Origin of the sequence: Aeromonas sp. FDAARGOS 1408 (genome assembly GCF_019048665.1) — a bacterium.
GTDB lineage: Bacteria > Pseudomonadota > Gammaproteobacteria > Enterobacterales > Aeromonadaceae > Aeromonas > Aeromonas dhakensis.
This window is the reverse complement of record NZ_CP077394.1, coordinates 3,332,912-3,359,111: the sequence shown is the minus strand read 5'-3', so window position 1 is coordinate 3,359,111 and position 26,200 is coordinate 3,332,912. Positions and strand designations below refer to the sequence as shown.

Below are 26,200 nucleotides of genomic sequence, written 5' to 3'. Positions count from 1 at the left end.
AAGCGAAAAAATTCATATGACTCCGATTTATCCGGGTTGTGGCGGTTTCCCGCTCATGTTGCCTGGTCACCCGCTGGGGGGTTGGGCCATCCGGCACTCTTTGCTAACCTGCCCGCTTCACCGAAATTGCAGGGAGCCGCATCGATGCGAGCGATTGTCAGCCTGCTGGCCCTGTCACTGCTCTGTGCGTGCAGCGGCCAGCCAACCAGAGAGGATGCCATGTCAGGGAAAGCGCGCCTTCACTACCCCGTCACCCGCCAGGGTGAGCAGGTGGATCACTACTTCGGTCAGGCCGTGGCCGACCCCTATCGCTGGCTGGAGGATGACCGCAGCCCCGAGACCGAAGCCTGGGTCAAGGCCCAGAATGCAGTGACCCAGGGTTATCTGGCACAGATCCCGTATCGCGCCGCTATCAAGGAGAAGCTGGCCGCTTCCTGGAACTACGCCAAGGAGGGGGCGCCGTTTCGCGAGGGGCGCTACCACTACTTCTTCAAGAACGACGGACTGCAGAACCAGAACGTGCTGTGGCGCCAGCAGGAGGGCAAGCCGGCCGAGGTGTTCCTCGATCCCAATACCCTCAGCCCCGACGGCACCACGGCACTGGATCAGCTGAGCTTCTCCCGCGATGGCCGCATCCTGGCCTACTCGCTGTCGCTGGCGGGTAGCGACTGGCGCGAGATCCACCTGATGGACGTACAGAGCAAGCAGCCGCTAGAGGCGCCCCTCAAGGATGTGAAGTTCAGCGGCATCAGCTGGCTTGGCAACGAGGGCTTCTTCTACTCGAGCTACGACAAGCCCGACGGCAGCGAGCTGTCGGCCAGGACCGATCAGCACAAGGTCTATTTCCACCGGCTCGGCACGGCGCAGCAGGATGACCGGCTGGTGTTCGGCGCCATCCCGGCCCAGCACCACCGCTACGTGGGGGCGACCGTCACCGAGGATGACCGCTTCCTGCTCATCTCGGCGGCGAACTCCACCTCCGGCAACCGCCTCTATGTGAAGGATCTGAGCCAGGAGAACGCGCCGCTGTTGACGGTGCAGGGGGATCTGGACGCGGATGTGAGCCTGGTGGACAACAAGGGCAGCACCCTTTACCTGCTGACCAACAGGGACGCCCCCAACCGCCGGCTGGTGACGGTTGATGCCGCCAACCCGGGGCCGGCCCACTGGCGCGACCTTATCCCCGAGCGTCAGCAGGTGCTGACGGTGCACAGCGGCAGCGGCTATCTGTTTGCCGAGTACATGGTGGATGCCACCGCCCGGGTCGAGCAGTTCGACTACGAGGGCAAGCGGGTGCGCGAGGTGGCGCTGCCCGGCCTTGGCAGCGTCAGCGGCTTCAACGGCAAGCACGATGATCCTGCCCTCTACTTCGGTTTCGAGAACTATGCCCAGCCGCCCACACTCTACCGGTTCGAGCCCAAGAGCGGCGCCATCAGCCTCTATCGCGCCTCGGCGGCGCCGTTCAAGCCAGAGGATTACGTCTCCGAGCAGCGCTTCTACCAGAGCAAGGACGGCACCCGGGTGCCGCTCATCATCAGCTACCGCAAGGGGCTGAAACTCGATGGCAGCAACCCGACCATCCTCTACGGCTATGGCGGCTTCGACGTGAGCCTGACTCCGAGCTTCAGCGTGTCGGTGGCCAACTGGCTGGATCTGGGGGGCGTCTATGCGGTGGCCAACCTGCGCGGGGGCGGTGAGTACGGCCAGGCCTGGCACCTGGCGGGCACCCAGCAGAACAAACAGAACGTGTTCGACGACTTCATCGCGGCGGCCGAGTACCTCAAGGCCGAGGGCTACACCCGCACCGACCGGCTGGCGATCCGCGGTGGCTCCAACGGCGGTCTGCTGGTGGGGGCCGTGATGACCCAGCGGCCGGATCTGATGCGGGTCGCCCTGCCGGCGGTGGGGGTGCTCGACATGCTGCGCTACCACACCTTCACCGCCGGGGCGGGCTGGGCCTATGACTACGGCACCAGCGCCGACAGCGAGGCCATGTTCGACTACCTGAAGGGCTACTCGCCGCTGCACAACGTCCGACCCGGGGTCAGCTACCCCTCGACTATGGTGACCACGGCGGACCACGACGATCGGGTGGTGCCGGCTCACTCCTTCAAGTTTGCCGCCACCCTGCAGGCCGACGATGCCGGCCCCCATCCCCAGCTCATCCGCATCGAGACCAATGCCGGGCACGGGGCGGGTACGCCGGTGGCCAAGCTGATTGAGCAGAGTGCGGACATCTATGCCTTCACCCTGTACGAGATGGGCTACCGGGAGCTGCCGCGTCAACCTTGATCCGGGCGAGAGGGGCGTCAGCCATCCACCATCCACTATCATCAGGGCCCTGCGGGGCCCTTTTCATTGCCGCGCGTTTGAACGCCGACCTGCGACCATCCCTGTCTCGCCGCTGGCCTGTTTTGGCAGACGGGCCCCATCTGTTATCCCCCCGGTGGTATAGTCAGTCACAAGATCCGCATTCAAGGAGTCCATCGTGAAGAAGATCATCTACATCCTGCTGGGGTTGGCGCTGGCGGCCGTGGTGGCCATCACCGCCCTGATGTCCCTCATCGACCCCAATCAGTTCAAGCCTCAGCTGGTGGAGCAGGTGCGCAAGAGTACCGGCCGCGAGCTGGTGATGGAGGGGGCGATCGGCTGGCGCTTCTGGCCAAGCCTCGGCCTCTCTCTCGAGAAGGTGGCGCTGCGCAACCCCGCCGGTTTCGCCGAGCCCGACCTCGTGCGCTTCGAGCGCGGGGAGGCCTCGGTGGGCCTGCTGCCGCTGCTCTCCCACCGGCTTGAGATAGGCAAGGTGACCCTGAGCGGCGCCCACCTGTTTATCCAGACCAAGGCTGACGGCAGCTCCAACCTGAGCGATCTCATCAAGACGACCAAACAGGGGGCGGATGCCTCGCCGACGGGCGAGAGTCAGCCGGCTGCCCCGGCCGCCAGTGACAAGCAGCCCTGGCAGATCAGCCTGCAAGGGGTGGAGCTGCAACAGGCCAGCGCCCTGCTGCAGGATGATCGCAACGGCACAGTCTCCCGCCTCGAACAGCTGGATCTGAACCTGGGCCAGCTGGTGGTGGATCAGTGGGTGCCGGTGACCCTGGCCGCCAAGGGGGCCCAGGGGGAGCTGGCATTTGATCTCAAGGGGCAGGCCCAGCTCAAGCTGGCCCAGGATGAGAGCCGCAGCGAGCTCAAGGATCTCAGCCTGGAGGGGAGCCTGAAGGATCCGGTGCAGCGGCTCGACGCCTTCTCCCTCAAGGCCGACCGGCTGGCGCTGGGGGAGTGGAGCAGCCTCACGCTCAACTTGCAGGGCGCCCAGGGAACGGCGGACAAGCCGACCCTGGCCGGCACCCTGGAGGGTACTCTCAAGGCGCGCCTCGACGAGAACCGGCAACTGCTGGAGGTGTCGGATGCCGTGCTGGCCGCCAAGCTCAGTGGTGACGCCCTGCCACGTCCGCAACTGCAGGTGAAGCTGGCGGGCTTTGCCCGTGCCGAGCTCGACAAGCAGAACGTGATCCTGACCAACCTGGTGATGGGGGTGGATGACGCCCTGCTGAGCGGCAACGGCAGCGTGCAGCTGGGCGCCGTGCCCAGGGTGGAATTCGACCTCAAGGGGGAGAAGCTCGACCTTGACGGCTGGCTCGGTCAGCCGGCCAAGACTGCACCCGCCGCGGCCAGTTCGGGCGCTGCAGCCCCGGCCGGGACGACGGCGCAGGCTGCCGCACCCGCCGCCAAGGCGCTCTCCACGGCCGAACCGGATCTGACCGCCCTCAAGTCGGTTGATCTGGCCGGCCGGTTGCAGCTGGGCAGTGTGCGACTGAAAGGGCTGGATCTGAACGCCGTCGACCTGCAGCTCGCCCTGGCCGGTGGCCAGCTCACCCTCAAGCAGTTCAGCGCCGGCGTGGCCGGTGGCAAGGTGACCGCCAGCGGCGTGCTCGATGCGCGGCAAAAGCCGGCTCGCTATCAGGCCCACAAGCGGGTACAGGGGGTCGATGTGCGGCCGCTGCTGCAGACCCTGGCCCAGACCGATCTGCTGGAGGGCAAGGGGGATCTCGAGGTCGAAGTGCAGGGAGCCGGCCTCTCCGAACTGGCGCTGCGCAGCCGGATGCAGGGCAAGGTGAACCTCAAGTTGAGCGATGGCGCCCTGCACGGCATCAACCTGGCGGAGATGATCCGCGAGGCGCGGGCCACCCTGACCGGCAAGGGGGCGGATCAGGTGAAGGAGGCGCGCAAGACCGACTTCAGCGCCCTCACCGCCAGCTTCCGGATTGCCGACGGGGTCGCCCAGAGCGACGACATCCAGCTGTTCGCCCCCGCTCTGCGGGTGAAGGGGCAGGGCCAGACCGCTCTGGTGCCGGAGACCCTCGATTTCCTGTTCCTCACCTCCGTGGTGGAGAGCAGCAAGGGGCAGGGGGGCAAGACGGTGGATGAGCTCAAGGACATCACCATACCTGTGCGTATCGGCGGCCACTGGCAGGCGCCGAGCTACCGGCTCGATGTGAAGGCACTGCTCAGCAACAACAAGCTGCTGGAGGAGAAGGCCCGCAAGGAGGCCGAGCGCGGTCTCAAGAAGCTGCTGGGTGACAAGGCCGACAACGAAGGGGTGAAGGGGGTGGCCGATCAGCTGCTCAAGGGCCTGTTCAAATAGCCTAGCCCTGTTGTTTTATCGCCATGCAGAGCCTGCCCCGTGCGGGCTCTGTGCGTTTTGGCCGGGAGGCGGGGACGCGCCGGTAGTGAAAGAGAGGGGTGTTTGGGCCGGATAAAGATGGTATCACTGTGGTTTTACCAAGGAGCAGATGAATGAGTCGAAGTGAAATCGCAAGAGAGATATCCCATCCGGACTGGCCACTGGTCTGGCAGATCTACGGCAGCAGCTTTCCCCGCTATGAACAGCGCCAGCCGCAGCATCAGCAACGCAAGATGGGAGACTCCCGCTTTCACTGTCAGCTCTTTTATCAGGGCGAGCAGCTGCTCGGCTTTATCTTCTGGTGGGACTGCGGTGAGCAGATCTACATCGAGCATCTGGCCATCAACCCCGCCCTGCGCGGCCAGAACCACGGCTCACGCCTGCTTGCCGCCTTCTGCGAGACGGCGGGGCGGCCCGTCATCCTGGAGATAGATCCGCCAGAGGACGAGGTTTCCCTTCGACGGCTGCGCTTCTATCAGGGGCTGGGTTTTTGTCTGAGCGATCATGACCACGTGCACCCGCCCTATCAGCCAGATTGCGAGGGACATGCGCTGCGGGTGCTGAGCTATCCGGCCCCGCTCGACAAGGAGGATTATCTGCGTTTCAACAAGGTGCTGGTGGAGACGGTGATGGATCACGGCCCGGCCTGAATCAGTGACAGGCACTCTATAGTGAAGTGAAGTGAAGTGAAGGGGGAGGTCTCTCCCCCTGATAGCAGGATTATTCGTAGACGGCTGTAGTATGAAGCAGTTGATCTGCAAAAGTGAAAATCTCATCTATTGAGCCAATCGGATGTCGAGTTTCTTTCTTTTCCGCATCAAACAGGCCTATATATTTTTGGCGAGAGTTAAAATGTAATCTGCAAAGTGGTTTCCGGTTATTGTCATCCAGCAGGATTCCAAAATAACTTTGGGTATCCCTGGGGGCAATCCTGGCGACATCAAATTGCTGCCTGAGTATTGCTTTAACCACATTGAACGCTTCCATTTCTTCAATAGTGGTGTCTACTCTGGATTTTTCTTTATTGTTATCATTTTCGCTGTTGTCACCAGGCAGATCGTTCTCTGAGATTGATGAGACAGTTGAAGTACTGACACTATTACCTATTGCAGACTTCAATCTTGCATTGATGCTATCGTTGAGGAATTGGTTCAGTGCTTTCTTGCTGATATCGGTGAACGACTGTTTAACCCTGGCTGTCAGTACGCCATCATAAATACGAGATGCAAAGAATTTGACGAAATCCTCTTCTGGAGAAGCAAATTGCTCGGCAAGTAGTTTTTTGATCTGGCTAAGATATTTAAGTTCTCCTGCAGCATCAACAACGGACTCAACATCGAAGGCGGTTTTAGTCAGTTTTAATACCTCAGGAACGACATGCTCATCTATGTCCTCAAGATCCAATGTAAGAAATGGCTTTTCATCCATTTTATTTGGTGCATCCAGGTCGGTATAAAATTCATACTGAGCACCATTGGTGAGAATGCCAATTCTGGCATTGGTGACCGAGAAATAACGAAAGAGTTGGCCTGAGTGTTTTGCAGACAGCTTTTCACTGTATTTTTTACATTCAACCAGAATTTGAATCTGGCCATCCTTCAGAATGGCATAGTCAACCTTTTCTCCCTTTTTGATACCGGTATCTGCGGTGAACTCGGGGATTACCTCGGTGGGGTCAAAGACATCATAACCGAGAACACGATTGAGAAATGGCATGACAAAGGCATTTTTGGTCGCTTCTTCAGTAGTGATCATCGATGCTTGTTGCGCAATTTTTTTGGATAGACTCTGTAGCTGTTCTGAAAAATCCATTTCTTCCTCTCTGTATGGCAGCAAGGTGGTACTTTTTAACGCTATATTCCCCTCCATCATTTTCGGGCTGAATAATGGAGACTGGATACCCATAACCTCTGCTTATATTCAGCAAAGTGCCATACGATTCCAAGGATTGTATGCCTGAAACAGGATCTAGCTCACCGCTATTGAGTTTTATGTGAAGAATATTTGGCTCATTGTCGCAAAGAGCAATTAAAAGGGGCGCCTCGGCGCCCCTTCTGTTTACTCCCCCAGCAGCTGTTGCCAGACCGCCAGCACATGGCCTCGTTCGGCCAGCAACTGGTCGTCCCCCACCTTGCGGGAGACCTCCGAGAGGTTGAGGCGATGGCCGAGGTTGCGGATCTCCAGATAGGCGTGCTTGAGCCCCTCCGCCTGCTCCAGGGTCAGCACTCCCGCCAGCACGCACTCGTCGAAGATGCGCACGTTATCGGACCAGCGAGTGAGGGCATCGGGTTCGCCGCAGGCATGGGCCAGCACCAGATACTGGGCGATAAACTCGATGTCCACCATGCCGCCGGGGGACTGCTTGAGATCGAACTCGCCGGCACCGGCTTTGAGCAGGTGATCCCGCATCTTGTGGCGCATCTCGCGCACCTCGCGGGCCAGGGTCGGCAGCTCGCGCTCCTTGGCCAGCACGGCGCGGCGGATGCGGGCAAACTCGGCGATCACCGCCTCATCGCCATAAATCGGACGGGCCCGCACCAGCGCCTGATGCTCCCAGGTCCAGGCCTCGTTTTGCTGATACAGCTCATAGGCCGACAGCGATGAGACCAGCAGGCCAGAGTCGCCGGAGGGGCGCAGCCGCATGTCGATCTCGTAGAGGATGCCGGAGGGGGTGCGGGTGCTGAACAGGTGCAGGATCCGCTGGGCCAGACGCAGGTAGAACTGGCGACTGTCGATGGGCTTGCGCCCGTCGGTGTAGCTGTTGGGGTCACCGCCGTGCAGGAACACCAGGTCGAGATCGGAGCCGTAGCCGAGCTCGATGCCGCCCAGCTTGCCGTAGGCCACCACCGCAAAGCCGCGCTGGCCGCTCACCGCCACCTCGGGCGGCACCCCGTAACGCTCGCTCATCTGGGCCCAGGCCTGATTGACCACCTCCTCGGTGATCGCCTCCGCCAGCCAGGTGAGGTGGTCGCTCACCTTCATCAGCGGCAGGGCGCCGGCGATGTCGGCCGCCACGATGCGCAGCAGCTGCACCTGCTTGAACTGGCGCAGCGCCTCCATCTGCTGCTCCACATCCTCTTCGGGGATGCGCAGCAGGAACTGGCGCAGCTGGGGTTTGTACTGATCGAGCGGAGTGGGGTGGTAGAGGTGCTGCGGGTCGAGCAGCTCGTCCAGCAAAATCGGGTAGCGGGCCAGTTGCTCGCTCACCAGGTGGCTGGCATCGCAGAGCCGCACCAGCTGGCGCAGGGCGCCCGGGTTCTCCGCCAGCAGCTGCAGATAGGCGCTACGGGTGAAGATGCGGGTCAGCAGCTCGCACACCCGCTCGAACAGGCGGGCAGGTTGCTCGCTGGCCACCACCAGTCGCAGTAGCTCCGGCATCAGCCAGTCCAGCGCGATGCGCCCCTGCGGGCCAACCTGACGGCGCTTGTACTCCTCCTTGAAACGCAGCAGCGCGGCGCAGAGCGGGGCGGGCTCGGCCACCCCCTGCGCGGTCAGCAGTTTTTCCAGCTCGGCGGCGTCGAGCTCGGTGCGCCACAGATCGAGCCAGAGCTGCTCCAGATGGGCGGGTGCCTCTTTTTCTTCCCCCACCACGGCGGCGAACTCCTGATGGACGGCCGCCATCTCCTCATCCAGATGAGCCATGAAGGCACCCCAGTCCGTAAAGCCGAGGGCGGCGACGAGTCGCTGGCGATCCCGCTCCTCGGTGGGCAGGGTCTGGGTCTGCTGATCGCCGATCTCCTGCAATATGTTCTCGACCCGGCGCAGGAAGCGATAGGCATCCAGCAAGCGGTCGCAATGGCCGGATTCGAGGGCGCCGCACCGGGCAATGGCGGCCAGCGCTTCCGGCAGATGGCGCACCCGCAGCGCAGGTTCACGACCGCCGCGAATAAGCTGCAACGCCTGGGCGATGAACTCCACCTCGCGAATGCCGCCAGCCCCCAGCTTGATGTTGCCCTCCAGCCCCTTGCGACGCACCTCGGCGGCGATCATCGCCTTCATCTGGCGCAGGCCGTCGATGACGCCAAAGTCGATATAGCGGCGAAACACGAAGGGGCGCAGCATCTCGGCCAGCTCCACCGCATGTTCGCACTGGGGCCCCAGCACCCGCGCCTTGACCATGGCGTAACGCTCCCAGTTGCGACCGTGATGCTGGTAGTAATCCTCCATGGCGGCAAACGAGATGGCGAGCGGCCCCGCGTCGCCAAAGGGGCGCAGCCGCATGTCGACTCGAAATACCTGGCCGTCGACCGTGCTCTGGTGCAGGGCGTTGATGATGCGCTGGCCCAGCTTGATGAAGAACTGCTGGTTGGCGAGCTCGCGCCGCCCGCCGACCGTGTAGCCGTTCTCGGGGAAGGTGAAGATAAGGTCGATGTCCGAGGAAAAGTTGAGCTCGCCACCGCCGAGCTTGCCCATGCCGAGGATCAGCAGCGGCTGCGGGTTGCCGTTGCCATCCATCGGGGTGCCCAGCTCGCCACACTGCTTGGCGTAGAGCCAGTCGCGGGCAGAGCAGATGAGCGCATCCGCCAGTTTGGTGAGGTGGATAAAGCTCTCTTCCACTTCGGCGTGGCCCAGCAGCTCGCGCCAGGCGATCACCAGCATGCGGCTGCGGCGGAACTGGCGCAGGATGCGCTTGAGCGCCTCCTCGTCGTCCACCTCGGCCAGCAGGGCGGCCAGATCGCGTTGGTAGGCGGGCCAGCGCTCGGCCTGATCCAGATCTCCTGAGGCGAGCAGCTCGGTCAGCAACTCCGGCTGTTTGAAGAGAGAGTCGGCGACAAAATCGGAGAGACCGAGCAGGGTCAGCAGAGTCTGGCGCACCGGCTCGGGTTGCGTGCCGTAGTCGGGGGCCAGTTCAGTCAGCCGTTGCCAGTGGCGCTGGGCCAGCTCCTGCAGCAGGGGGGAGAAGGCGGAGAAAGAGGGAGAGTGCTGGGCCACGGTTGCCGTCCTTGTGATTAACGAAACTGCCGGATAAAAAGCTGGCTGCCAATCTAGCACTGTCGGGCCCCCGCGTCACAGCGCAGGGGCGAGAAGCATGATCCGGCGGGAATTATCGGCAGCCGGCCATTCAGGTGCGCTGGTAGATATCGGGGTGGTAGATCTCCATCAGGCTGCCGGGGCTGGCGGGCGGCACGAAGCCGAAACCGGCGTAGAGGCCGTGGGCATCGGAGGTGGCGAGGGAGAGGCGACGCAGCCCCTGCAGCTCGGGATGGTCGAGTATGGCTGCCACCAGTGCCTTGCTGTAGCCGCGGCCGCGATACTCAGGCAGCACGAACACGTCGGCCAGATAGCCGAAGGTGGCGCGGTCTGTGATGACCCGGGCGAAGGCGACCTGCTGGCCGCCGAGGTAGCCGCCAAAGCAGAGCGAATGGTTGATGGCCCGCTGCAGGGTGGCAAGGGGAATGCCGCGACACCAGTAGGCCTCTTCAGACAAGAAGCGGTGGATCAGCGGCAGGTCGAGTCGTCCCTGGTCGGCGCTGATTTCAAGCGCAAGTTCTGTGGTCTGCATCCTGGCTCCTTGCCGCGATGAAAAAAGAAAGGCCCCTCGTGGGGGCCTTCCAGTCTAACCGGATTGCGGCGTTCAACAACAGCGGCCCTGTGTCAGGCCAGTTTGAGGGCCTGGATGATGAGTGCTGTCCAGGGGCTGGCTCATCTCTTCCTGTCTGTGAGATGACGCCCGTCAGGCCAGCTTGAAGGCCTGAATATGAGTATCCAGGGTCTGGCTGTGGCGCTCCACCAGTTCGGAGGCCTCCTGCAGCTCGCGCAGTACCACGACGGAACCCTCCACCACCTGCTTGACCTGCTCCAGGTTGCCGCTCATCTCCTCGGCCACCGAGCTCTGCTGCTCGGAGGCGGCGGCGATCTGGCGGTTCATGTCGGCCACCCCCTGTACCCGCTGCACTATGGTGGCGAGCTGGTCGCCGGCCTGGGTCACCTGCTCCACCCCCTTGTCGGCCTGCTGCACGCTCTGGGCCATCAGCTCGGCCGCCTGGCGGGCATTGCCCTGCAACTGTTCGATCATCTTCTGGATCTCGACGGTGGCGGCCTGGGCCCGGTTGGCCAACTCCCGTACCTCGGAGGCGACCACCGCGAAGCCACGGCCCGCCTCACCGGCGCGGGCGGCTTCGATGGCGGCGTTCAGCGCCAGCAGGTTGGTCTGCTCCGAGATGCCGCGAATGGTGTCGACCACTGAACCTATCTGATCGACCCCCTGTTCCACCTGGTTGACCACGGTGGAGGAGCGTTGAATGTTGCCGGAGAGGGTGTCGATGGTGTTGACGGTGGCAGCCACGCAGCGGCTCCCCTCTTCCGCCAGCTGGCTGGTTTCGGCGGTGGCGTGGGAGGCCTGCTCTGCATGGGCGGCCACCTCGCGGATGGCACCCACCATCTGGCTCATGGCGCTGGCCAGCTGCTCAATTTGGGTGAACTCCTCGCTGATGGCCTCGTTGGCCTCCTCCATGCAGAGGGTCACCTGGGAGGCGATGTCGTTGAGCTCCTTGCAGGCGACGCGTTGGGTGCCGAACACCTCCTTGAGGTTCTCCTGGGAGTGGGCCACCGCTTTGGCGATGTCGCCGAATTCGTCACGGGACTTGAGCAGCACCCGGTGGCTCAGATCCTTGCGGGCGAAGCGTTCCAGCAGGCCCACCAGATAGTGCACCTGCTTGACCATCAGGCGCGAGCCGGTCAGCAGCAGTACCACGAAGACCAGCCCCATGATGGCGGTCTCCATCAGCCCGGTCCAGAGCAGGCTGTTGGCGATGGTGTCTGCCTTGTCGGGGGCGATCCCTTCGCTGAGCAGGGTGGTTTCCAGATTGCTGGCGTCGAACCAGAGCTTGATCAGCAGCAACACAGTACTGAACACCATGAGCAGTACCACTTTGGGTACCAGCCGGATATTGCTCATTCGCCTCTCCAGCGGGTTTAACTGCATAATATTTCTCCTTTTAATGACCGGTTTTCCTTTGTCCTCAGGACTATCGGCATTATCTTCCTTTTTATTAATTCGCACCGTGCCTAAAGTGGGAAAATGTATGCGCCATCACTTAACTCATCTACGCGCCATGGATCTGTTGATGGCGTTTCTGTCGGTGATCTCGGTTGTGCTGGTCACGGCCCGCTGGTGGGGTCATCAAACCCTGGCCCCCCAGACCCTGCAGCTCTTCTATGACGTCGACAGCCTGATCTGCTACTTCTTCCTCGGTCACTTCGCCTATGGCTGGATCCGGGCCCCCGACCGGATGGCCTTCTTCAAGGCCAACTGGTTCTATCTGCCGGGCAGTCTGCCCATGGTGGAGCAGCTGCGCTGGGCCCGGCTCATCCAGTTGTGGCGGATCTACCAGCTGCTGCGGGATCAGCCGGATCTGCTGGCCATGTTTCGCCGCGAGCGCAACGAGACCACCCTCTCCGGCATCCTGTTCCTGTTCTTCCTGCTGCTGGGGGTGGGGTCAGGGGTGATGTACTGGGTCGAGTCGGGCCAGCCCGGCAGCCAGATCCAGACTCCCTACGATGCCTTCTGGTGGACGCTGGTGACCCTCTCCACCGTGGGGTATGGCGATCTGGTGCCCAAGACGGAGGAGGGACGCTTCGTCGCCAGCCTGCTGATCCTATTCGGGGTCGGTCTGTTTGGTGCCATCAGCGGTTTCATGGCCAGCCTGTTCCTGCAGCCGGGACGGGGGGATGCGGAGCTGGAGAAGTGGCGCCATCACCAGAGCGCACAGCAGGATCTGTTGTTGCAGGAGCTGCGAGCCCTGCGGGCCGAAGTGAAGGCACTGAAACAGAAATAGGCAGCGGCGTCCGGAATGGTCGCGTCGCGATAGAGACAAGTTGCGAGCCACCTCTCAGCTCGGGGGGGAGCCCTTTTCTTTGCTTGTCCTTTGACCCGCCGGCGGCTTAACATTCGCCAGTCACCTAACCAAACGAAGAGAACCGATCGACCATGCGCGCCCTTCTCGGGATCCTGATCTGCTTGTGTGCCCAACAGGCACTGGCCGATACCCGCTATGTTTCAGACAACATCTTTACCTTTATTCACAATGGTCCGGGCACCCAGTACCGGATCCTTGGCAGCGTCAAGGCGGGTGAGCCGCTGGACGTCAAGGCAGTGAACAACGAGGCCGGTTTTACCCAGGTGGTGGACGGTCGCGGCCGTGAGGGCTGGATCAAGAGCAGCGAGTTGCAGGGCGAGATCAGCCTGCGCGAGCGGCTGCCTCAGGTACAGAAAGAGCTGGAAGAGGCCAAGGCCCGCCTGCTGAACCTCAACGGTGACAACGAGAAACGCTTCGCCGAGAAGGATGGCAAGATCGCCGAGCAGAGCAAGGAGATCGCCACCCTCAAGGCCCAGCTGGCCAGCCAGGGCGAGGAGATGGGCAACCTCAAGGAACAGAACGACGCCCTGACCCAGAGCTACGACAACCAGGAGCACGACATGCAGATGGACTGGTTCATCCGCGGTGGTGCCATGGTGGGGGGCGGCATCCTGCTTGGCATCCTGCTGCCCATGCTGCCCCGTCGCCGCAGCCGCGGCGATCGCTGGATGAACTGACAACCGCTGTCGGCAGCAGCGTGAAGGGTCGCCATGGCGACCTTTCTTTTTTGTCTTGCGAAAATTGTATACAAAATAAGGCGATGAATTTTGCCTGGTAGGCATATGGCGCCGATATAGTGCGCCATATGAGCCAATCAGCGTTCTTTGTTAATAACAGGCAACAATTTCATTTCATCTATGGGTTGATATTGTATACATTATCGGCGTTTCGGCGGCACGACCGCCTTCGTCGATATCAGCCCTAGGGCGTACAGGAAGACCCCATATGTTCAAAGCTACCCAAGTGCTTGCCGCTGACTACATTCCCTCCGATCTGGCCGCCCTGCGCGAAGCCATCACCCAGAACTACGTGGTGGATGAAAATGCCTATCTGGCCGAACTGTCGGCCATGCTGCCGGGGGATGGCGCCTCGCTGGAACGGGTGACCCAGCGTGCCCGCACCCTGGTGACCAAGGTGCGCAAGGAGAGCGGATCCGGCGACGGCATCGATGCCTTCCTGCAGGAGTACAGCCTGGATACCCAGGAGGGGATCATCCTGATGTGCCTGGCGGAGGCGCTGCTGCGCATTCCCGATGCCGAGACCGCCGATGCCCTGATCAAGGACAAGCTCTCCGGCGCCAACTGGTCGTCCCATTTTCGCAAGAGCGACTCCACCCTGGTGAACGCCTCCACCTGGGGGCTGATGCTGACCGGCAAGATCATCAAGCTGGACAAGAAGCTGGACGGCAACCCGGCCAACCTGCTGGGCCGCATGGTCAACAAGCTGGGGGAGCCGGTGGTGCGATCCGCCATGTACGCCGCCATGAAGATCATGGGCAAGCAGTTCGTGCTGGGGCGCGACATGAAGGAAGCCCTCAAGGCGAGCCGCAAGTCCCGCGAGAAGGGCTACACCCACACCTACGACATGCTGGGGGAGTCCGCCCTGACCCTGGCCGATGCCGACAAGTATTTCGGTGACTACCAGCGCGCCATCGAGGCGGTGGGCGGCGAGCGCATCAGCGACGGCGGCCCGGCTCCTTCCATCTCCATCAAGCTGTCGGCGCTGCATCCACGCTATGACGTGGCCAACCGCGAGCGGGTGCTCGGCGAGATGTGCGAGCGGCTGGTGGGACTGGTGCGTCTGGCCCGCGACAAAGACGTGGCCATCAGTATCGACGCCGAAGAGATGGACCGCCTCGAGCTCTCCCTGGACTTGTTCGAGCAGCTCTATCGCTCCGACGCCAACCGTGGCTGGGGCAAGCTCGGCATGGTGGTGCAGGCCTATTCCAAGCGCGCCTTGCCGGTACTCTGCTGGCTCACCGCGCTGGCCCGCGAGCAGGGAGATATCATTCCGGTGCGGCTGGTGAAGGGGGCCTACTGGGACAGCGAGCTGAAATATGCCCAGCAGGCCGGTCTGCCCGGCTACCCGCTGTTTACCCGCAAGGCGGGCACCGACATCTCCTACCTCGCCTGCGCCCGCTACCTGCTGAGCGAGCCGACCCGCGGCTTCATCTCGCCCCAGTTCGCCACCCACAACGCCAACACCGTGGTCAGCATTCTGGAGATGGCCGGCGATCGCCAGTTCGAATTCCAGCGCCTGCACGGCATGGGGGAGGAGCTGCACAACGCGGTGCTGAACGAGCATCCCGGCCTGCACTGCCGCATCTATGCGCCGGTGGGGGCTCACAAGGATCTTCTGCCCTATCTGGTGCGCCGCCTGCTGGAGAACGGGGCCAACACCTCCTTCGTCCACAAGCTGGTGGACCCCAACACCCCGGTCGACTCCCTGGCCGAGCACCCGCTGCGCACCCTCAAGCGCTACTCCAGCCTGGCCAACGATCGCATTCCGCAGCCGGTGAACCTGTTCAGCGACCGCAAGAACTCCAGCGGCGTCAACATGAACATCGTCTCCATCCAGCGCCCCTTCTTCGCCAAGTTGAAGGAGCTGGAGAACAAGCAGTGGCTGGCGGGCCCCATCGTCGATGGCGAGACCCTCAAGCGCAACGAGGCCCGCGTGGTGCTGAGCCCGCAGGATGTGAGCCTCACCGTCGGCAAGATCCACTGGGCCGACGAGCAGGCGGTGGAGCAGGCGCTGGCCTCGGCCCATGCGGCCTTCCCGCGCTGGCGCGAGACCCCGGTGAGCGAGCGTGCCGCCGCCCTTGAGAAACTGGCGGATCTGCTGGAAGCGAACCGCGAGCAGTTCATCTCCCTCTGTACCCGCGAGGCGGGCAAGCTGCTGCAGGATGGCATCGACGAGGTGCGCGAGGCGGTGGACTTCTGCCGCTACTACGCGGTGCAGGCCCGTGGCCTGATGGGGCAGGCCACCCTGTTGCCGGGCTACACCGGCGAGATGAACGAGCTGTTCCTGCAGGGGCGCGGCGTGTTCGTCTGCATCAGCCCGTGGAACTTCCCGCTGGCGATTTTCCTGGGCCAGGTCGCCGCGGCGCTGGCCACCGGCAACACAGTCATCGCCAAGCCGGCCGAGCAGACCGGTATCATCGCCCACCTGGCGGTGACCCTGGCCCATCAGGCCGGCATTCCGGGCGACGTGCTGCAACTGCTGCCGGGTGACGGCGCCACCGTGGGTGCCAAGCTGACGGCGGATGCCCGCATCGGCGGCGTCTGCTTCACCGGCTCTACCGAGACCGCCAAGCTCATCAACATGACCCTGGCCCAGCGCGATGGCGCCATCCTGCCGCTCATCGCCGAGACCGGCGGCCAGAACGCCATGATCGTCGACTCCACCGCCCTGCCGGAGCAGGTGGTGCGCGACGTGGTGAGCGCCGCCTTCCAGAGCGCCGGCCAGCGCTGCTCCGCCCTGCGGGTGCTCTACCTGCAAGAAGAGATCGCGCCGCGGGTGCTGGAGATCCTCACCGGTGCCTTGCAGGAGCTCAAAGTGGGCAACCCGGCCGAGCACAACACCGACGTCGGCCCGGTCATCGACGCCGAGGCCAAGGCGGGGCTGGATGCGCACCTGGTGCACATGATCCCGCGTGCCCGCCTGATCGCCCAGGCGCCGATGCCGGCCGTGACCCTGGGGGGGCACTTCGTGCAGCCGACCGCGCTGGAGATCGGCTCCATCCGCGAGCTGACCCGCGAGCAGTTCGGCCCCATCCTGCACGTGGTGCGCTACGCCGCCCGGGATCTGGACAAGGTGATCGCGGATATCAACGGTACCGGCTACGGCCTGACGCTGGGGATCCACAGCCGCAACGAATCCCATGCCGAGGAGCTGGCGAGCCGCATCAACGTGGGCAACGTCTACATCAACCGCAACCAGATCGGCGCCATGGTCGGGGTACAGCCGTTCGGCGGGCAGGGGCTCTCCGGCACCGGTCCCAAGGCGGGCGGCCCTCACTATCTGAGCCGTTTCATTACCGAGAAGACCCGCACCATCAACACCACGGCGGTGGGCGGCAACGCCTCACTGCTGGCGATGGGCGATGCCTGATCGACCGTGACCGACATCAGGCCGCCTGCGGGCGGCCTTTTTCATGGGCATTCTCATGGGTATTGAAAAGCCGCCATCTTGGGGTCGCCACCCGGCTTGCCGCGTCTTAAGATGGTGGCCGGTTGTCGCTTTCATCCGTCACCGCCGCCCAGTCCCGGGCGCGCATCCCGACCGACGTCACAACAAAGAGTGCTGCATCTATGCCATTAACCGAACAGGCCCGCTGGTTCGTGCTGGGGGGCGATCACCTCGTCCTGCTGGATGACCAGGGGCGCATTCCACAAGGCCCCCGCGCCTGTCTGCCCAGCCACTTGCAGCATGCTGCCTTTGAGCGCTTTGACGAGTGGGACGGGCTGCCCTGCCTGCTGCTGGATCTGGGGGAAGAGGCAGATCTCGAGGCCCTTACCCCCCTGCGCCAGCTGATGGTGGCCGGGGATGAAGAGGGCTTTCGCCTGGCCGGCCGCGCCTGGCAGCTCGCCACCTTTCGCCGTACCCACCGCTTCTGCGGCGAGTGCGGCGCCCCCATGAGCTCGAAGGCGGGGGAGTGGGCGCAAGGGTGCCGCCATGGCCACGTCGTCTATCCGCGCATCTCCCCCTGCATCATCGTGGCGGTGCGCAAGGGGCCCGCCATCTTGCTGGCGGCCCACCGCCGTCACTATCAGGCCGAGGATCCCATGTATACCGTGCTGGCGGGTTTTGTGGAGGCGGGGGAGAACCTCGAGCAGTGCGTGGCGCGGGAGGTGTTCGAGGAGAGCGGCATCCGGGTGAGCAACGTGCGTTACGTGGCGAGCCAGCCCTGGCCATTCCCCCACAGCCTGATGATGGGCTTCACCGCCGATTATGAGAGCGGCGAGATCCGGGTGCAGGACGAGGAGCTGGTGGCGGCGGATTTCTTCGAGGCTAGTGTGCTGCCAAGGCTGCCGCCCCACGGCACCATAGCGCGGCGGCTTATCGAGCAGTGTCTCGCCGACGTGGGCTGACGGCCCCCGGCCCTGCAGGAAAAGCGGGGCGCTTGTTTGCGCCCCTTCACATCTTTGCACTCCAACGGCAGTGGCTGGCGTTTGAGCCGCCCCCCGCCGCGCACAAAGTGGTATCATATCCGCCATTTTATGCTGGATATGAACTCAGGAACTGGGATGAAAGAGCTGAAGAACGATCGTTACCTGCGTGCCCTGCTGCGCCAGGAAGTGGACATGACCCCGGTATGGATGATGCGCCAGGCTGGCCGCTATCTGCCGGAATACAAGGCCACCCGCGCCCAGGCGGGGGATTTCATGTCCCTGTGCCGCAACGCCGAGCTGGCTTGTGAGGTCACCCTGCAGCCGCTGCGCCGCTATCCGCTCGATGCCGCCATCCTCTTCTCCGACATCCTCACCGTGCCCGATGCCATGGGGCTCGGTCTCTACTTCGAACAGGGTGAAGGCCCGCGCTTCGAGCGTCCGATCACCTCCATGGCCGACGTGCAGGCGCTGCCGGTGCCGGATCCGGAAGACGAACTCGGCTACGTGATGAACGCGGTGCGTACCATCCGCCGCGAGCTGAAAGGCGAAGTGCCGCTCATCGGATTCTCCGGCAGCCCCTGGACCCTGGCCACCTACATGGTGGAGGGGGGCAGCTCCAAGGCGTTCACCAAGATCAAGCAGATGATGTACGCAGAGCCGCAGACTCTGCACCTGCTGCTCGACAAGCTGGCCGACAGCGTGATTGCCTATCTCAACGCCCAGATCAAGGCGGGTGCCCAGGCAGTCATGGTGTTTGACACCTGGGGCGGCGTGCTCACCCCACGCGATTACCGCGACTTCTCCCTGCAGTACATGCACAAGATCGTCGATGGCCTGATCCGCGAGCACGACGGTCGCCGCGTGCCGGTCACCCTGTTCACCAAGAACGGTGGCCAGTGGTTGGAGCAGATCGCCGCCACCGGTTGCGATGCGCTGGGTCTGGACTGGACCACCGACATCGCGGACGCCAAGCGCCGGGTCGGCGACAAGGTGGCGCTGCAGGGCAACATGGATCCCTCCATGCTCTACGCCAGCCCGGCCCGCATTCGTGAAGAGGTCGCCTCCATCCTGGCCGGTTTCGGTCACGGCAACGGCCACGTCTTCAACCTGGGTCACGGCATCCATCAGGATGTGAACCCGGAGCATGCCGGCGTGTTCGTCAACGCGGTCCACGAGCTGTCAGCCCAGTACCACGGCCGCTGAGCGCCGTCGACAACACAAGGAACAACGGGGCCTGCGGGCCCCGTTTTGCTGTCTGCGGCGGGGGCTGCATCCTGACCGCCGCTCGGGTTACACTGCAACCCGGTAGAGGGCGGTCGACTTCAGGCGGGCACGGCAGCGTGCACCCCGGAGCTGGCGCCCTGCGGTCATGGCTGGAGGCAGGATGAGCAACAGGTTGTTGGATTGGGGTATCGACCTTGGCGGTACCAAGTGCGAGTGCGTGGTGCTGGAAGGGGACGAGGTGCTGCTGCGCCATCGCATTCCCACCGAGCGTGCCGGCGGTTATGACCACATGATCGGCCAGATCGCCAAACTGGTAGCAGAGTGTGCCGACAAGATCGGTCAGCGGCCGACCCTCATTGGCATGGGGACGCCGGGGGCGCGGGATCCGCAAACCGGCCTGATGAAGAACTGCAACACCACCGAGCTCAACGGCAAGCCGTTCAAGGAGGATCTGGAGCGCCGGCTCGGCGTGCCCGTGCTGATCGCCAACGACGCCAACTGCTTCGCGCTGGCGGAAACCCATCTGGGGGCGGTGCGCCAGCACCACCCCTCTGCACGCGTGGTGTTCGGCATCATCATGGGCACCGGGGTTGGCTCCGGCATCGTCATCAACGGCCGCATCCTCAACGGCCACCACGGCATCGCCGGCGAGTGGGGCCACAACGTGCTTTCACCCGACGGCCCCGAGTGCTACTGCGGCAAGCGCGGCTGCGTCGAGACCTTCATCAGCGGCCCGGCGCTGGAGGCCTGGTACGAGGCCAAGGCCAAGCGCCGCCTCCCGCTGGCCAAGATCGCGGTGGCGACGGCTCACGATCACGTGGCCAAGCTCACCATCGACCGGTTGCATCTGCTGTTTGGCCAGGCGCTGGCCAACGTGGTCAACATCCTGGATCCGGATGTGATCGTCATCGGCGGCGGGGTGGGCAACGTGCAGAGTCTGTACCGCGCGGGACGGGAGACTATTTTGCCCTTCCTCTTTAATCCCCGCTTCGCCACCCCCATTATTGCTCCAGCCTTGGGGGACAGCGCCGGGGTATTCGGGGCGGCATTGTTGGCCCGCGGTGAATTTCAGGATGCCCTGCTGTCGTGAGTCAGCCATCCGCTTGTCCCTTTGTCCATGCTGAGGACCCGGAATTTTCATGATCAAGATTGCCATCAACGGGTACGGGCGGATCGGCCGCAACGTGCTGCGGGCCCTCTACGAGAGCGGCCGCGACAAGAACATCAAGATAGTGGCCATCAACGAGCTGGCCGCCCCCGAAGCCATGGTGCACCTGACCCGCTTCGACACCAGCCACGGTCGCTTCCACCATCCGGTGCAGCTGGCCGGCAACAGCATGCTGGTGGGGGAGGATCTCATCTCCCTGTTTGCCGAGCGGGATCCGTCGCGCTTGCCGTGGCGGGCGCTGGGGGTGGACGTGGTGCTGGATTGCACCGGGGTGTTCGGCTCGCGGGCCGATGCCGAGCTGCATCTGGCGGCGGGGGCGGGCAAGGTGTTGTTCTCCCATCCGGCCGAGGCGGACGTGGACGCCACCATCGTCTACGGGGTCAACCATCAGGTGCTGACCGGGCGCGAGCGGATCGTCTCGAACGCCTCCTGCACCACCAACTGCGTGGTCCCCGTCATCGAAACATTGCATCGAGAATTCGAGATAAATTGTGGTACTATTACGACAATTCATTCGGCCATGCATGATCAGCAAGTCATCGATGCCTACCACAGCGACTTGCGCCGAACCCGCGCCGCCAGCCAGTCCATCATCCCGGTGGATACCAAGCTGGCCAAGGGGTTGGAGCGGATCCTCCCCCACTTCGCCGGCAAGTTCGAGGCGATCGCGGTACGGGTACCGACCATCAATGTAACGGCAATGGATCTCAGTATTACTGTTCGTAAAAAAGTGACGGTTACTGACGTAAATCAAGCCCTGCAACGGGCATCCAGAGGTACATTAAGCGGTATTCTGGATTACACGGAAGAGCCACTGGTCTCCGTAGACTTTAATCATGATGCTCACTCCTGCATCATTGATGGTACCCAGACCCGGGTCAGCGATGCCAACCTCGTCAAGATGTTGATGTGGTGTGATAACGAATGGGGCTTCGCCAACCGCATGCTGGATACCACCCGGGCCATGATGGCCGCAGGCTGAGAGCCTGCACCGGGCGCAAGGTTACTGTTTTTAACATTACCTGAAAATATAGAGGACTGAATATGTCTGTTATCAAGATGACTGACCTGGATCTGGCGGGCAAACGCGTTCTGATCCGTGCTGACCTGAACGTGCCGGTAAAAGACGGCAAGGTCACCTCCGATGCACGTATCGTTGCGACTCTGCCGACCATCAAGCTGGCTCTGGAAAAGGGCGCCAAGCTGATGATCACCTCCCACCTGGGTCGTCCGACCGAGGGTGAATACAACGAAGAATTCTCCCTGGCTCCGGTTGTCAACTATCTGAAAGACGCACTGTCCTGCCCGGTTCGTCTGGCCAAAGATTACCTGGATGGCGTAGAAGTCGCCGCCGGTGAGTTGGTTGTGCTGGAAAACTGCCGCTTCAACAAAGGCGAGAAGAAGAACACCGAAGAGTTGGCCAAAAAATACGCCGCCCTGTGTGACGTCTTTGTAATGGATGCGTTCGGTACTGCTCACCGCGCCGAAGGCTCCACCTACGGTGTGGCACAGTTCGCACCGGTCGCCTGTGCCGGCCCACTGCTGGCTGGTGAACTGGAAGCCCTGGGCAAAGCCATGCTGAAGCCCGAGCGCCCGATGGTTGCCATCGTTGGCGGCTCCAAGGTCTCCACCAAGCTGACCGTACTGGAATCCCTCTCCAAGATCGCTGACCAGCTGGTGGTTGGTGGTGGCATCGCCAACACCTTCATCGCTGCTGCCGGTCACAACGTCGGCAAGTCCCTGTGTGAGCACGACCTGATCGACACCGCCAAGAAACTGGCTGCCGAAACCAACATCCCGGTGACCACCGACGTGGTTGTCGGTGCCGAGTTCTCCGAGTCCACCCCGGCCACCATCAAGTCCGTTGCTGACGTGACCGACGGCGACATGATCTTCGACATCGGCCCTGACTCTGCCAAGGCCCTGGCCGACATCATCATGAACGCCAAGACCATCCTGTGGAACGGCCCGGTCGGCGTGTTCGAGTTCGACCAGTTCGCCAAGGGTACCGAAGTGATCGCTCGCGCCATCGCTGAATCCCCGGCCTTCTCCATCGCTGGCGGTGGTGACACCCTGGCTGCCATCGACAAGTTCGGCATCGCCGACAAGGTCTCCTACATCTCCACCGGCGGCGGCGCCTTCCTGGAGTTCGTGGAAGGCAAGGTACTGCCGGCTGTTGCGATTCTGGAACAGCGCGCCAAAGCCTAATTGACCCGAGACGGGGGGCAAAAGCCTCCCGTTTCGTTTATCATGTGGCCGCTGTGCCGGTTCATGATGAACCCCCCATTTTTTATTAACGGCATACGAGACAGGACGATTAAACATGTCTAAGAAAATTTTCGACTTCGTAAAACCGGGCGTGATCACTGGTGATGACGTTCAGAAAGTGTTCGCCATCGCGAAAGAGAACGGCTTCGCTCTGCCGGCAGTCAACTGCGTCGGTACCGACTCCGTGAACGCCGTGCTGGAAGCTGCCGCCAAGGTGAAAGCGCCGGTTATCGTTCAGTTCTCCAACGGTGGTGCTGCATTCACCGCTGGTAAGGGTCTGAAGCTGGAAGGTCAGCAGGCTGCCATCATCGGTGCCATCTCCGGTGCCAAGCACGTGCACGCCGTTGCCGAAGCTTACGGTGTACCGGTCATCCTGCACACCGACCACGCTGCCAAAAAGCTGCTGCCGTGGATCGACGGTCTGCTGGAAGCGGGCGAGAAGCACTTCGCTGAAACCGGCAAGCCGCTGTTCTCCTCCCACATGCTGGATCTGTCCGAAGAGTCTCTGGAAGAGAACATCGACATCTGCTGCGAGTACCTGACCCGCATGGCCAAGATGAACATGACTCTGGAACTGGAACTGGGTTGCACCGGTGGCGAAGAAGACGGCGTCGACAACAGCCACATGGATCAGTCCGCTCTGTACACCCAGCCGGAAGACGTGGCCTACGCCTACGAGCGTCTGTCCAAGATCAGCCCGCGTTTCACCATCGCTGCCTCCTTCGGCAACGTGCACGGTGTCTACAAGCCGGGTAACGTCAAGCTGACCCCGTCCATCCTGGACGCTTCCCAGAAGTACGTGTCCGAGAAGTTCGGCATCCCGGCCAAGTCTCTGGACTTCGTATTCCACGGTGGTTCAGGTTCCACTCTGGAAGAGATCCGCGAGTCCATCTCCTACGGCGTAGTGAAGATGAACATCGACACCGACACCCAGTGGGCGACCTGGGAAGGCATCCTGGACTTCTACAAGACCAACGAAGCCTACCTGCAAGGTCAGCTGGGCAACCCGGAAGGCGCCGACAAGCCGAACAAGAAGTTCTACGATCCGCGCGTATGGCTGCGTGCCGGTCAGACTTCCATGATCAAGCGTCTGGAACAGGCTTTCTCCGACCTGAACGCCATCAACGTACTGTAATTCGTTACAGCATCTTGATTGCATGAAAAGGCGCCCTGTGGGGCGCCTTTTGCATGAGTGCGGATCGCGATGGGCGGTCGACTCGTGACAAGGCGTCCTTTGGGGCGCCTTTTGCATTTCTGTGATCCCGGCGGGCTGGATTGGCGGCGGGGGCCTGCGTATTATCGATGGCAGACCGTTTATTTTAGTAAACGCAACGGGACCAGGGCAGGATGCTGAACATGCAGGGAAAGCACAACACACATCAGGAACACGTGGCCTCCTATTACGCGGCCACCCGCAATGACAATCAGCAGTGGCCAGAGCTCAGCGGGGAGTGCAATGCCGAGGTCTGCATCATCGGCGGCGGCTTCACCGGTCTCAATACCGCCATCAATCTGGCCGAGGCTGGCTACAAGGTGGTGCTGCTGGAAGCCAACCGTATCGGCTGGGGCGCCTCCGGGCGCAACGGCGGTCAGCTCATCCGTGGTATCGGTCACGACACCAGCCAGTTCGCCCGCTGGATTGGTGAAGAGGGGGTGCGCGAGCTGGATCTGATGGGGCTGGCGGCGGTCGAGCTGGTGCGCGAGCGCGTCGAGCGCTTCAACATCGACTGCGACCTGCGCTGGGGTTACTGCGATCTGGCTACCCGCCAGCGCCATCTGGCCGGGTTTGCAGAGGAGGCGGCGCACCTGGCGAGCCTCGGCTACCGGCACGAGCTGAAACTGGTGGCGCGCGAAGATATGCATAGCGTGGTGGGGTCGGATCGCTACATCGGCGGCATGATCGACATGGGCTCCGGCCACTTGCACCCTCTCAATCTGGCGCTGGGTGAGGCGCGCGCGGCGGCCAGCCTGGGGGTGGCGCTGTTTGAACAATCCAGAGTGGTGCACATCGACTATGGTGAACGGCTGCATGTCACCACGGCTCATGGCCGGGTCAGCGCCGACTACCTGGTGATCGGCTGCAACGCTTATCTTAACGACCTCAACCCCGAGCTGGGGGGCAAGGTGCTGCCGGCGGGCTCCTACATTCTCGCCACCGAGGTGCTGGAGAAACGGCTGCGCCAGCGGTTGCTGCCGCAAAACATGGCGGTGTGCGATCAAAACGTGGCGCTCGACTACTACCGTCTCTCCGCCGACGGCCGGCTGCTGTTTGGCGGGGCCTGCAACTACTCGGGACGGGATCCTCGCGACATCAAGGCCTTCATGCTGCCCAAGCTGCTGCGGGTGTTTCCCGAGCTGGCGGAGACCGCCATCGAGTTCCAGTGGGGCGGCATGATAGGCATAGGGGCCAACCGGCTGCCCCAGATCGGCCGCCTGGCGGATCATCCCAACGTCTTCTATGCCCAGGCCTATTCCGGCCACGGCCTCAACGCTACCCATATGGCGGGCAAGCTGGTGGCGGAGGCGATCAGGGGGGAGAGCCGGGGGCTGGATCTGTTTGGCCGCGTGCCGCACATGACCTTCCCCGGCGGCCCGGCGCTGCGTTCGCCCTTGCTGGCGCTCGGCATGCTCTGGTATCGCTTCAAGGATCTGTTCTAAGCGAGCCAGGGCTTGCCACGGCTCGGCAAGCGGTTGCCGCCCCGTTTGCCGGCCAGCCGGATTTATCCTGCCGTTGCCTCGCTTTATAGCCGGAGTTGTCAAAAATCCATCATGCGCCAATTTCTTGTGCTGATCAGAGGAATACACCGGATTGGCGCGGGGTTTGCCATCTGTGAACGGGGTTCGAGCCGCTGAGGATCAGCGGCGGCCCCGCTCAGGAGATCAGGACAATGACAACAAACGTAACAGCCGCGGGAAGCGTCGGCTCGCTGGCGCAACTGCTGGCAACGCGCAGCGGCGAACGGCAGGAGAGACCAGAGATGCCGCCCCCGCCGCCCCCCGGTGTGAGCAACAAGATGGAGCAGGATCTCAAGTCGGTGCTGGCCGAGCTGGGCCTGTCGGGCAAGAGCGAGGAAGAGAGCGGTGAGAGTACCGAGAGTACCGCCGCCAGCGGTGGTTCACTCGATTCCTTCATGGCGAGCCTGATGGATGCCCTGCACGCTCAGCAGGAGGGGAGCAAGGCCATCGCCACTGGCAGCAATGACAATCCCATGAAGCTGGATCTGCAGAGCCTGCTGGGTCAGCTGGATGGGGAAGGGAAGCCTGGCAGCGAGGTGAGCGCCCTGCAGAGTCAATTCTCCAGCCTGCTGGAGAGCAGCGGCAACAGCGGTAGCGGGGTGACTCTGAAGGATCTGCTGTCGGCCTTTGCCAGCAAGATCCCGAGCGACGCGCCCGACCGGAAGGGTTATATGGTGGATACCCAGGCCTGAGTCGGCCCGGGTTGCCTGGCCGGGACCGCGTCAGTGAGCGGGCTCGGCCAGACGCCAGCCCTGTTCGGTTTTCATCATCCACACCTCGGCCTGCTGCGGCAGCACCTGGCCCGCCTCGAACTCGCCGTATTTGCGCTCCAGCTCCATCAGCCCCATCTCCTGCTGGAAGGGGCCGACCCTGTCATAGACCAGATCCTCGTCCTGCAGCACCTGCAACTGCTCCAGTCCCCGCTTGAAGTGGAGCTGATAGCTCACCTTGACCAGATAGACCCCCTCCATGCGCTCTTCCTTGTCCAGGATGGCGAAGTCGCTGATCTCGAACAGATTGGCGTCGGTGTCGGCCTGCAGTTTGGCGGTGACCTGGGTCCGGGTTGCCTCTTCACCTGGACCTGCGTAGCAGCCATAGAGCCAGAGGGCCAGCAGGGGGATGAACCACTTTTTCATCAAAACTCCGGACG

The 26,200-nt window shown here is 62.6% G+C and carries 19 protein-coding genes; 14 read left to right on the top strand and 5 right to left on the bottom strand.

All coding sequences use genetic code 11. From position 1 onward, the window contains the following. Nucleotides 1-144: 144 nt before the first annotated feature. The 3 genes from I6L38_RS15385 (at nucleotide 145) to I6L38_RS15375 (ending at nucleotide 5,334) form a co-directional block, all read left to right on the top strand. Nucleotides 145-2,292, top strand: coding sequence for a prolyl oligopeptidase family protein (locus I6L38_RS15385; RefSeq protein WP_201881432.1), 2,148 nt, complete (start codon nucleotides 145-147; stop codon nucleotides 2,290-2,292). Nucleotides 2,293-2,488: 196 nt separating this feature from the next. Further along, the gene (locus I6L38_RS15380) at nucleotides 2,489-4,645 is read left to right on the top strand and encodes an AsmA family protein (RefSeq protein ID WP_201881431.1); all 2,157 of its coding nucleotides are present in this window, start codon (nucleotides 2,489-2,491) and stop codon (nucleotides 4,643-4,645) included. A 152-nt stretch (nucleotides 4,646-4,797) separates the two neighbouring features. Next, complete coding sequence (locus I6L38_RS15375) at nucleotides 4,798-5,334, top strand: GNAT family N-acetyltransferase (RefSeq protein WP_201881422.1); 537 nt, start codon at nucleotides 4,798-4,800, stop codon at nucleotides 5,332-5,334. Nucleotides 5,335-5,404: 70 nt separating this feature from the next. Here the strand turns inward: I6L38_RS15375 and I6L38_RS15370 are convergent, their stop codons facing one another. The 4 genes from I6L38_RS15370 to I6L38_RS15355 form a co-directional block, all read right to left on the bottom strand. Continuing rightward, a complete protein-coding gene (locus tag I6L38_RS15370) occupies nucleotides 5,405-6,496 on the bottom strand; it encodes a type I restriction endonuclease (RefSeq protein WP_201881459.1) in 1,092 nt (363 codons plus the stop codon). A 246-nt stretch (nucleotides 6,497-6,742) separates the two neighbouring features. Then, on the bottom strand, nucleotides 6,743-9,616 hold the full coding sequence (gene glnE, locus I6L38_RS15365; RefSeq protein ID WP_201881420.1) for a bifunctional [glutamate--ammonia ligase]-adenylyl-L-tyrosine phosphorylase/[glutamate--ammonia-ligase] adenylyltransferase: 2,874 nt from the start codon (nucleotides 9,614-9,616) through the stop codon (nucleotides 6,743-6,745). Between the two features lie 130 nt (nucleotides 9,617-9,746). Continuing rightward, entirely contained in the window at nucleotides 9,747-10,187 is a 441-nt protein-coding gene (locus I6L38_RS15360) for a GNAT family N-acetyltransferase (RefSeq protein WP_017779337.1), read from the bottom strand. 171 nt (nucleotides 10,188-10,358) lie between these two features. Next, nucleotides 10,359-11,609: a methyl-accepting chemotaxis protein gene (locus I6L38_RS15355; RefSeq protein ID WP_005309321.1), complete on the bottom strand. Its 1,251-nt coding sequence runs from the start codon at nucleotides 11,607-11,609 to the stop codon at nucleotides 10,359-10,361. Between the two features lie 31 nt (nucleotides 11,610-11,640). Here I6L38_RS15355 and I6L38_RS15350 point away from each other — a divergent pair, with 31 nt between their 5' ends. From I6L38_RS15350 to I6L38_RS15300, 11 genes are all read left to right on the top strand, one after another. Next, nucleotides 11,641-12,462 (top strand): potassium channel family protein, encoded by an 822-nt coding sequence (locus I6L38_RS15350; protein WP_017782385.1) that lies wholly within the window; start codon nucleotides 11,641-11,643, stop codon nucleotides 12,460-12,462. A gap of 152 nt (nucleotides 12,463-12,614) precedes the next feature. Further along, nucleotides 12,615-13,220: a TIGR04211 family SH3 domain-containing protein gene (locus tag I6L38_RS15345; RefSeq protein WP_005309324.1), complete on the top strand. Its 606-nt coding sequence runs from the start codon at nucleotides 12,615-12,617 to the stop codon at nucleotides 13,218-13,220. Nucleotides 13,221-13,488: 268 nt separating this feature from the next. After that, a complete protein-coding gene (putA, locus tag I6L38_RS15340) occupies nucleotides 13,489-16,653 on the top strand; it encodes a bifunctional proline dehydrogenase/L-glutamate gamma-semialdehyde dehydrogenase PutA (RefSeq protein ID WP_201885367.1) in 3,165 nt (1,054 codons plus the stop codon). Nucleotides 16,654-16,853: 200 nt separating this feature from the next. Then, entirely contained in the window at nucleotides 16,854-17,633 is a 780-nt protein-coding gene (gene nudC, locus I6L38_RS15335; protein ID WP_043170453.1) for an NAD(+) diphosphatase, read from the top strand. Between the two features lie 156 nt (nucleotides 17,634-17,789). Further along, nucleotides 17,790-18,857: a uroporphyrinogen decarboxylase gene (gene hemE / locus I6L38_RS15330; RefSeq protein ID WP_010635049.1), complete on the top strand. Its 1,068-nt coding sequence runs from the start codon at nucleotides 17,790-17,792 to the stop codon at nucleotides 18,855-18,857. 181 nt (nucleotides 18,858-19,038) lie between these two features. Beyond that, nucleotides 19,039-19,968 carry an ROK family protein gene (locus I6L38_RS15325; RefSeq protein ID WP_201881416.1) on the top strand — a complete coding sequence of 310 codons (930 nt, stop codon included), beginning with the start codon at nucleotides 19,039-19,041 and terminating at the stop codon, nucleotides 19,966-19,968. A gap of 49 nt (nucleotides 19,969-20,017) precedes the next feature. Beyond that, nucleotides 20,018-21,028, top strand: a complete 1,011-nt coding sequence (gene epd, locus I6L38_RS15320; protein WP_010635047.1) for an erythrose-4-phosphate dehydrogenase — start codon at nucleotides 20,018-20,020, stop codon at nucleotides 21,026-21,028. 62 nt (nucleotides 21,029-21,090) lie between these two features. Further along, entirely contained in the window at nucleotides 21,091-22,254 is a 1,164-nt protein-coding gene (locus tag I6L38_RS15315; RefSeq protein ID WP_005309339.1) for a phosphoglycerate kinase, read from the top strand. A gap of 115 nt (nucleotides 22,255-22,369) precedes the next feature. Continuing rightward, nucleotides 22,370-23,449, top strand: a complete 1,080-nt coding sequence (gene fbaA, locus I6L38_RS15310) for a class II fructose-bisphosphate aldolase (protein WP_005309342.1) — start codon at nucleotides 22,370-22,372, stop codon at nucleotides 23,447-23,449. Nucleotides 23,450-23,670: 221 nt separating this feature from the next. After that, the gene (locus I6L38_RS15305) at nucleotides 23,671-24,972 is read left to right on the top strand and encodes an FAD-binding oxidoreductase (RefSeq protein ID WP_043170446.1); all 1,302 of its coding nucleotides are present in this window, start codon (nucleotides 23,671-23,673) and stop codon (nucleotides 24,970-24,972) included. Between the two features lie 230 nt (nucleotides 24,973-25,202). Further along, nucleotides 25,203-25,742, top strand: a complete 540-nt coding sequence (locus tag I6L38_RS15300; protein WP_226014100.1) for a hypothetical protein — start codon at nucleotides 25,203-25,205, stop codon at nucleotides 25,740-25,742. A 30-nt stretch (nucleotides 25,743-25,772) separates the two neighbouring features. Here the strand turns inward: I6L38_RS15300 and I6L38_RS15295 are convergent, their stop codons facing one another. Then, complete coding sequence (locus I6L38_RS15295; protein ID WP_043170442.1) at nucleotides 25,773-26,186, bottom strand: hypothetical protein; 414 nt, start codon at nucleotides 26,184-26,186, stop codon at nucleotides 25,773-25,775. Nucleotides 26,187-26,200: the final 14 nt, after the last annotated feature.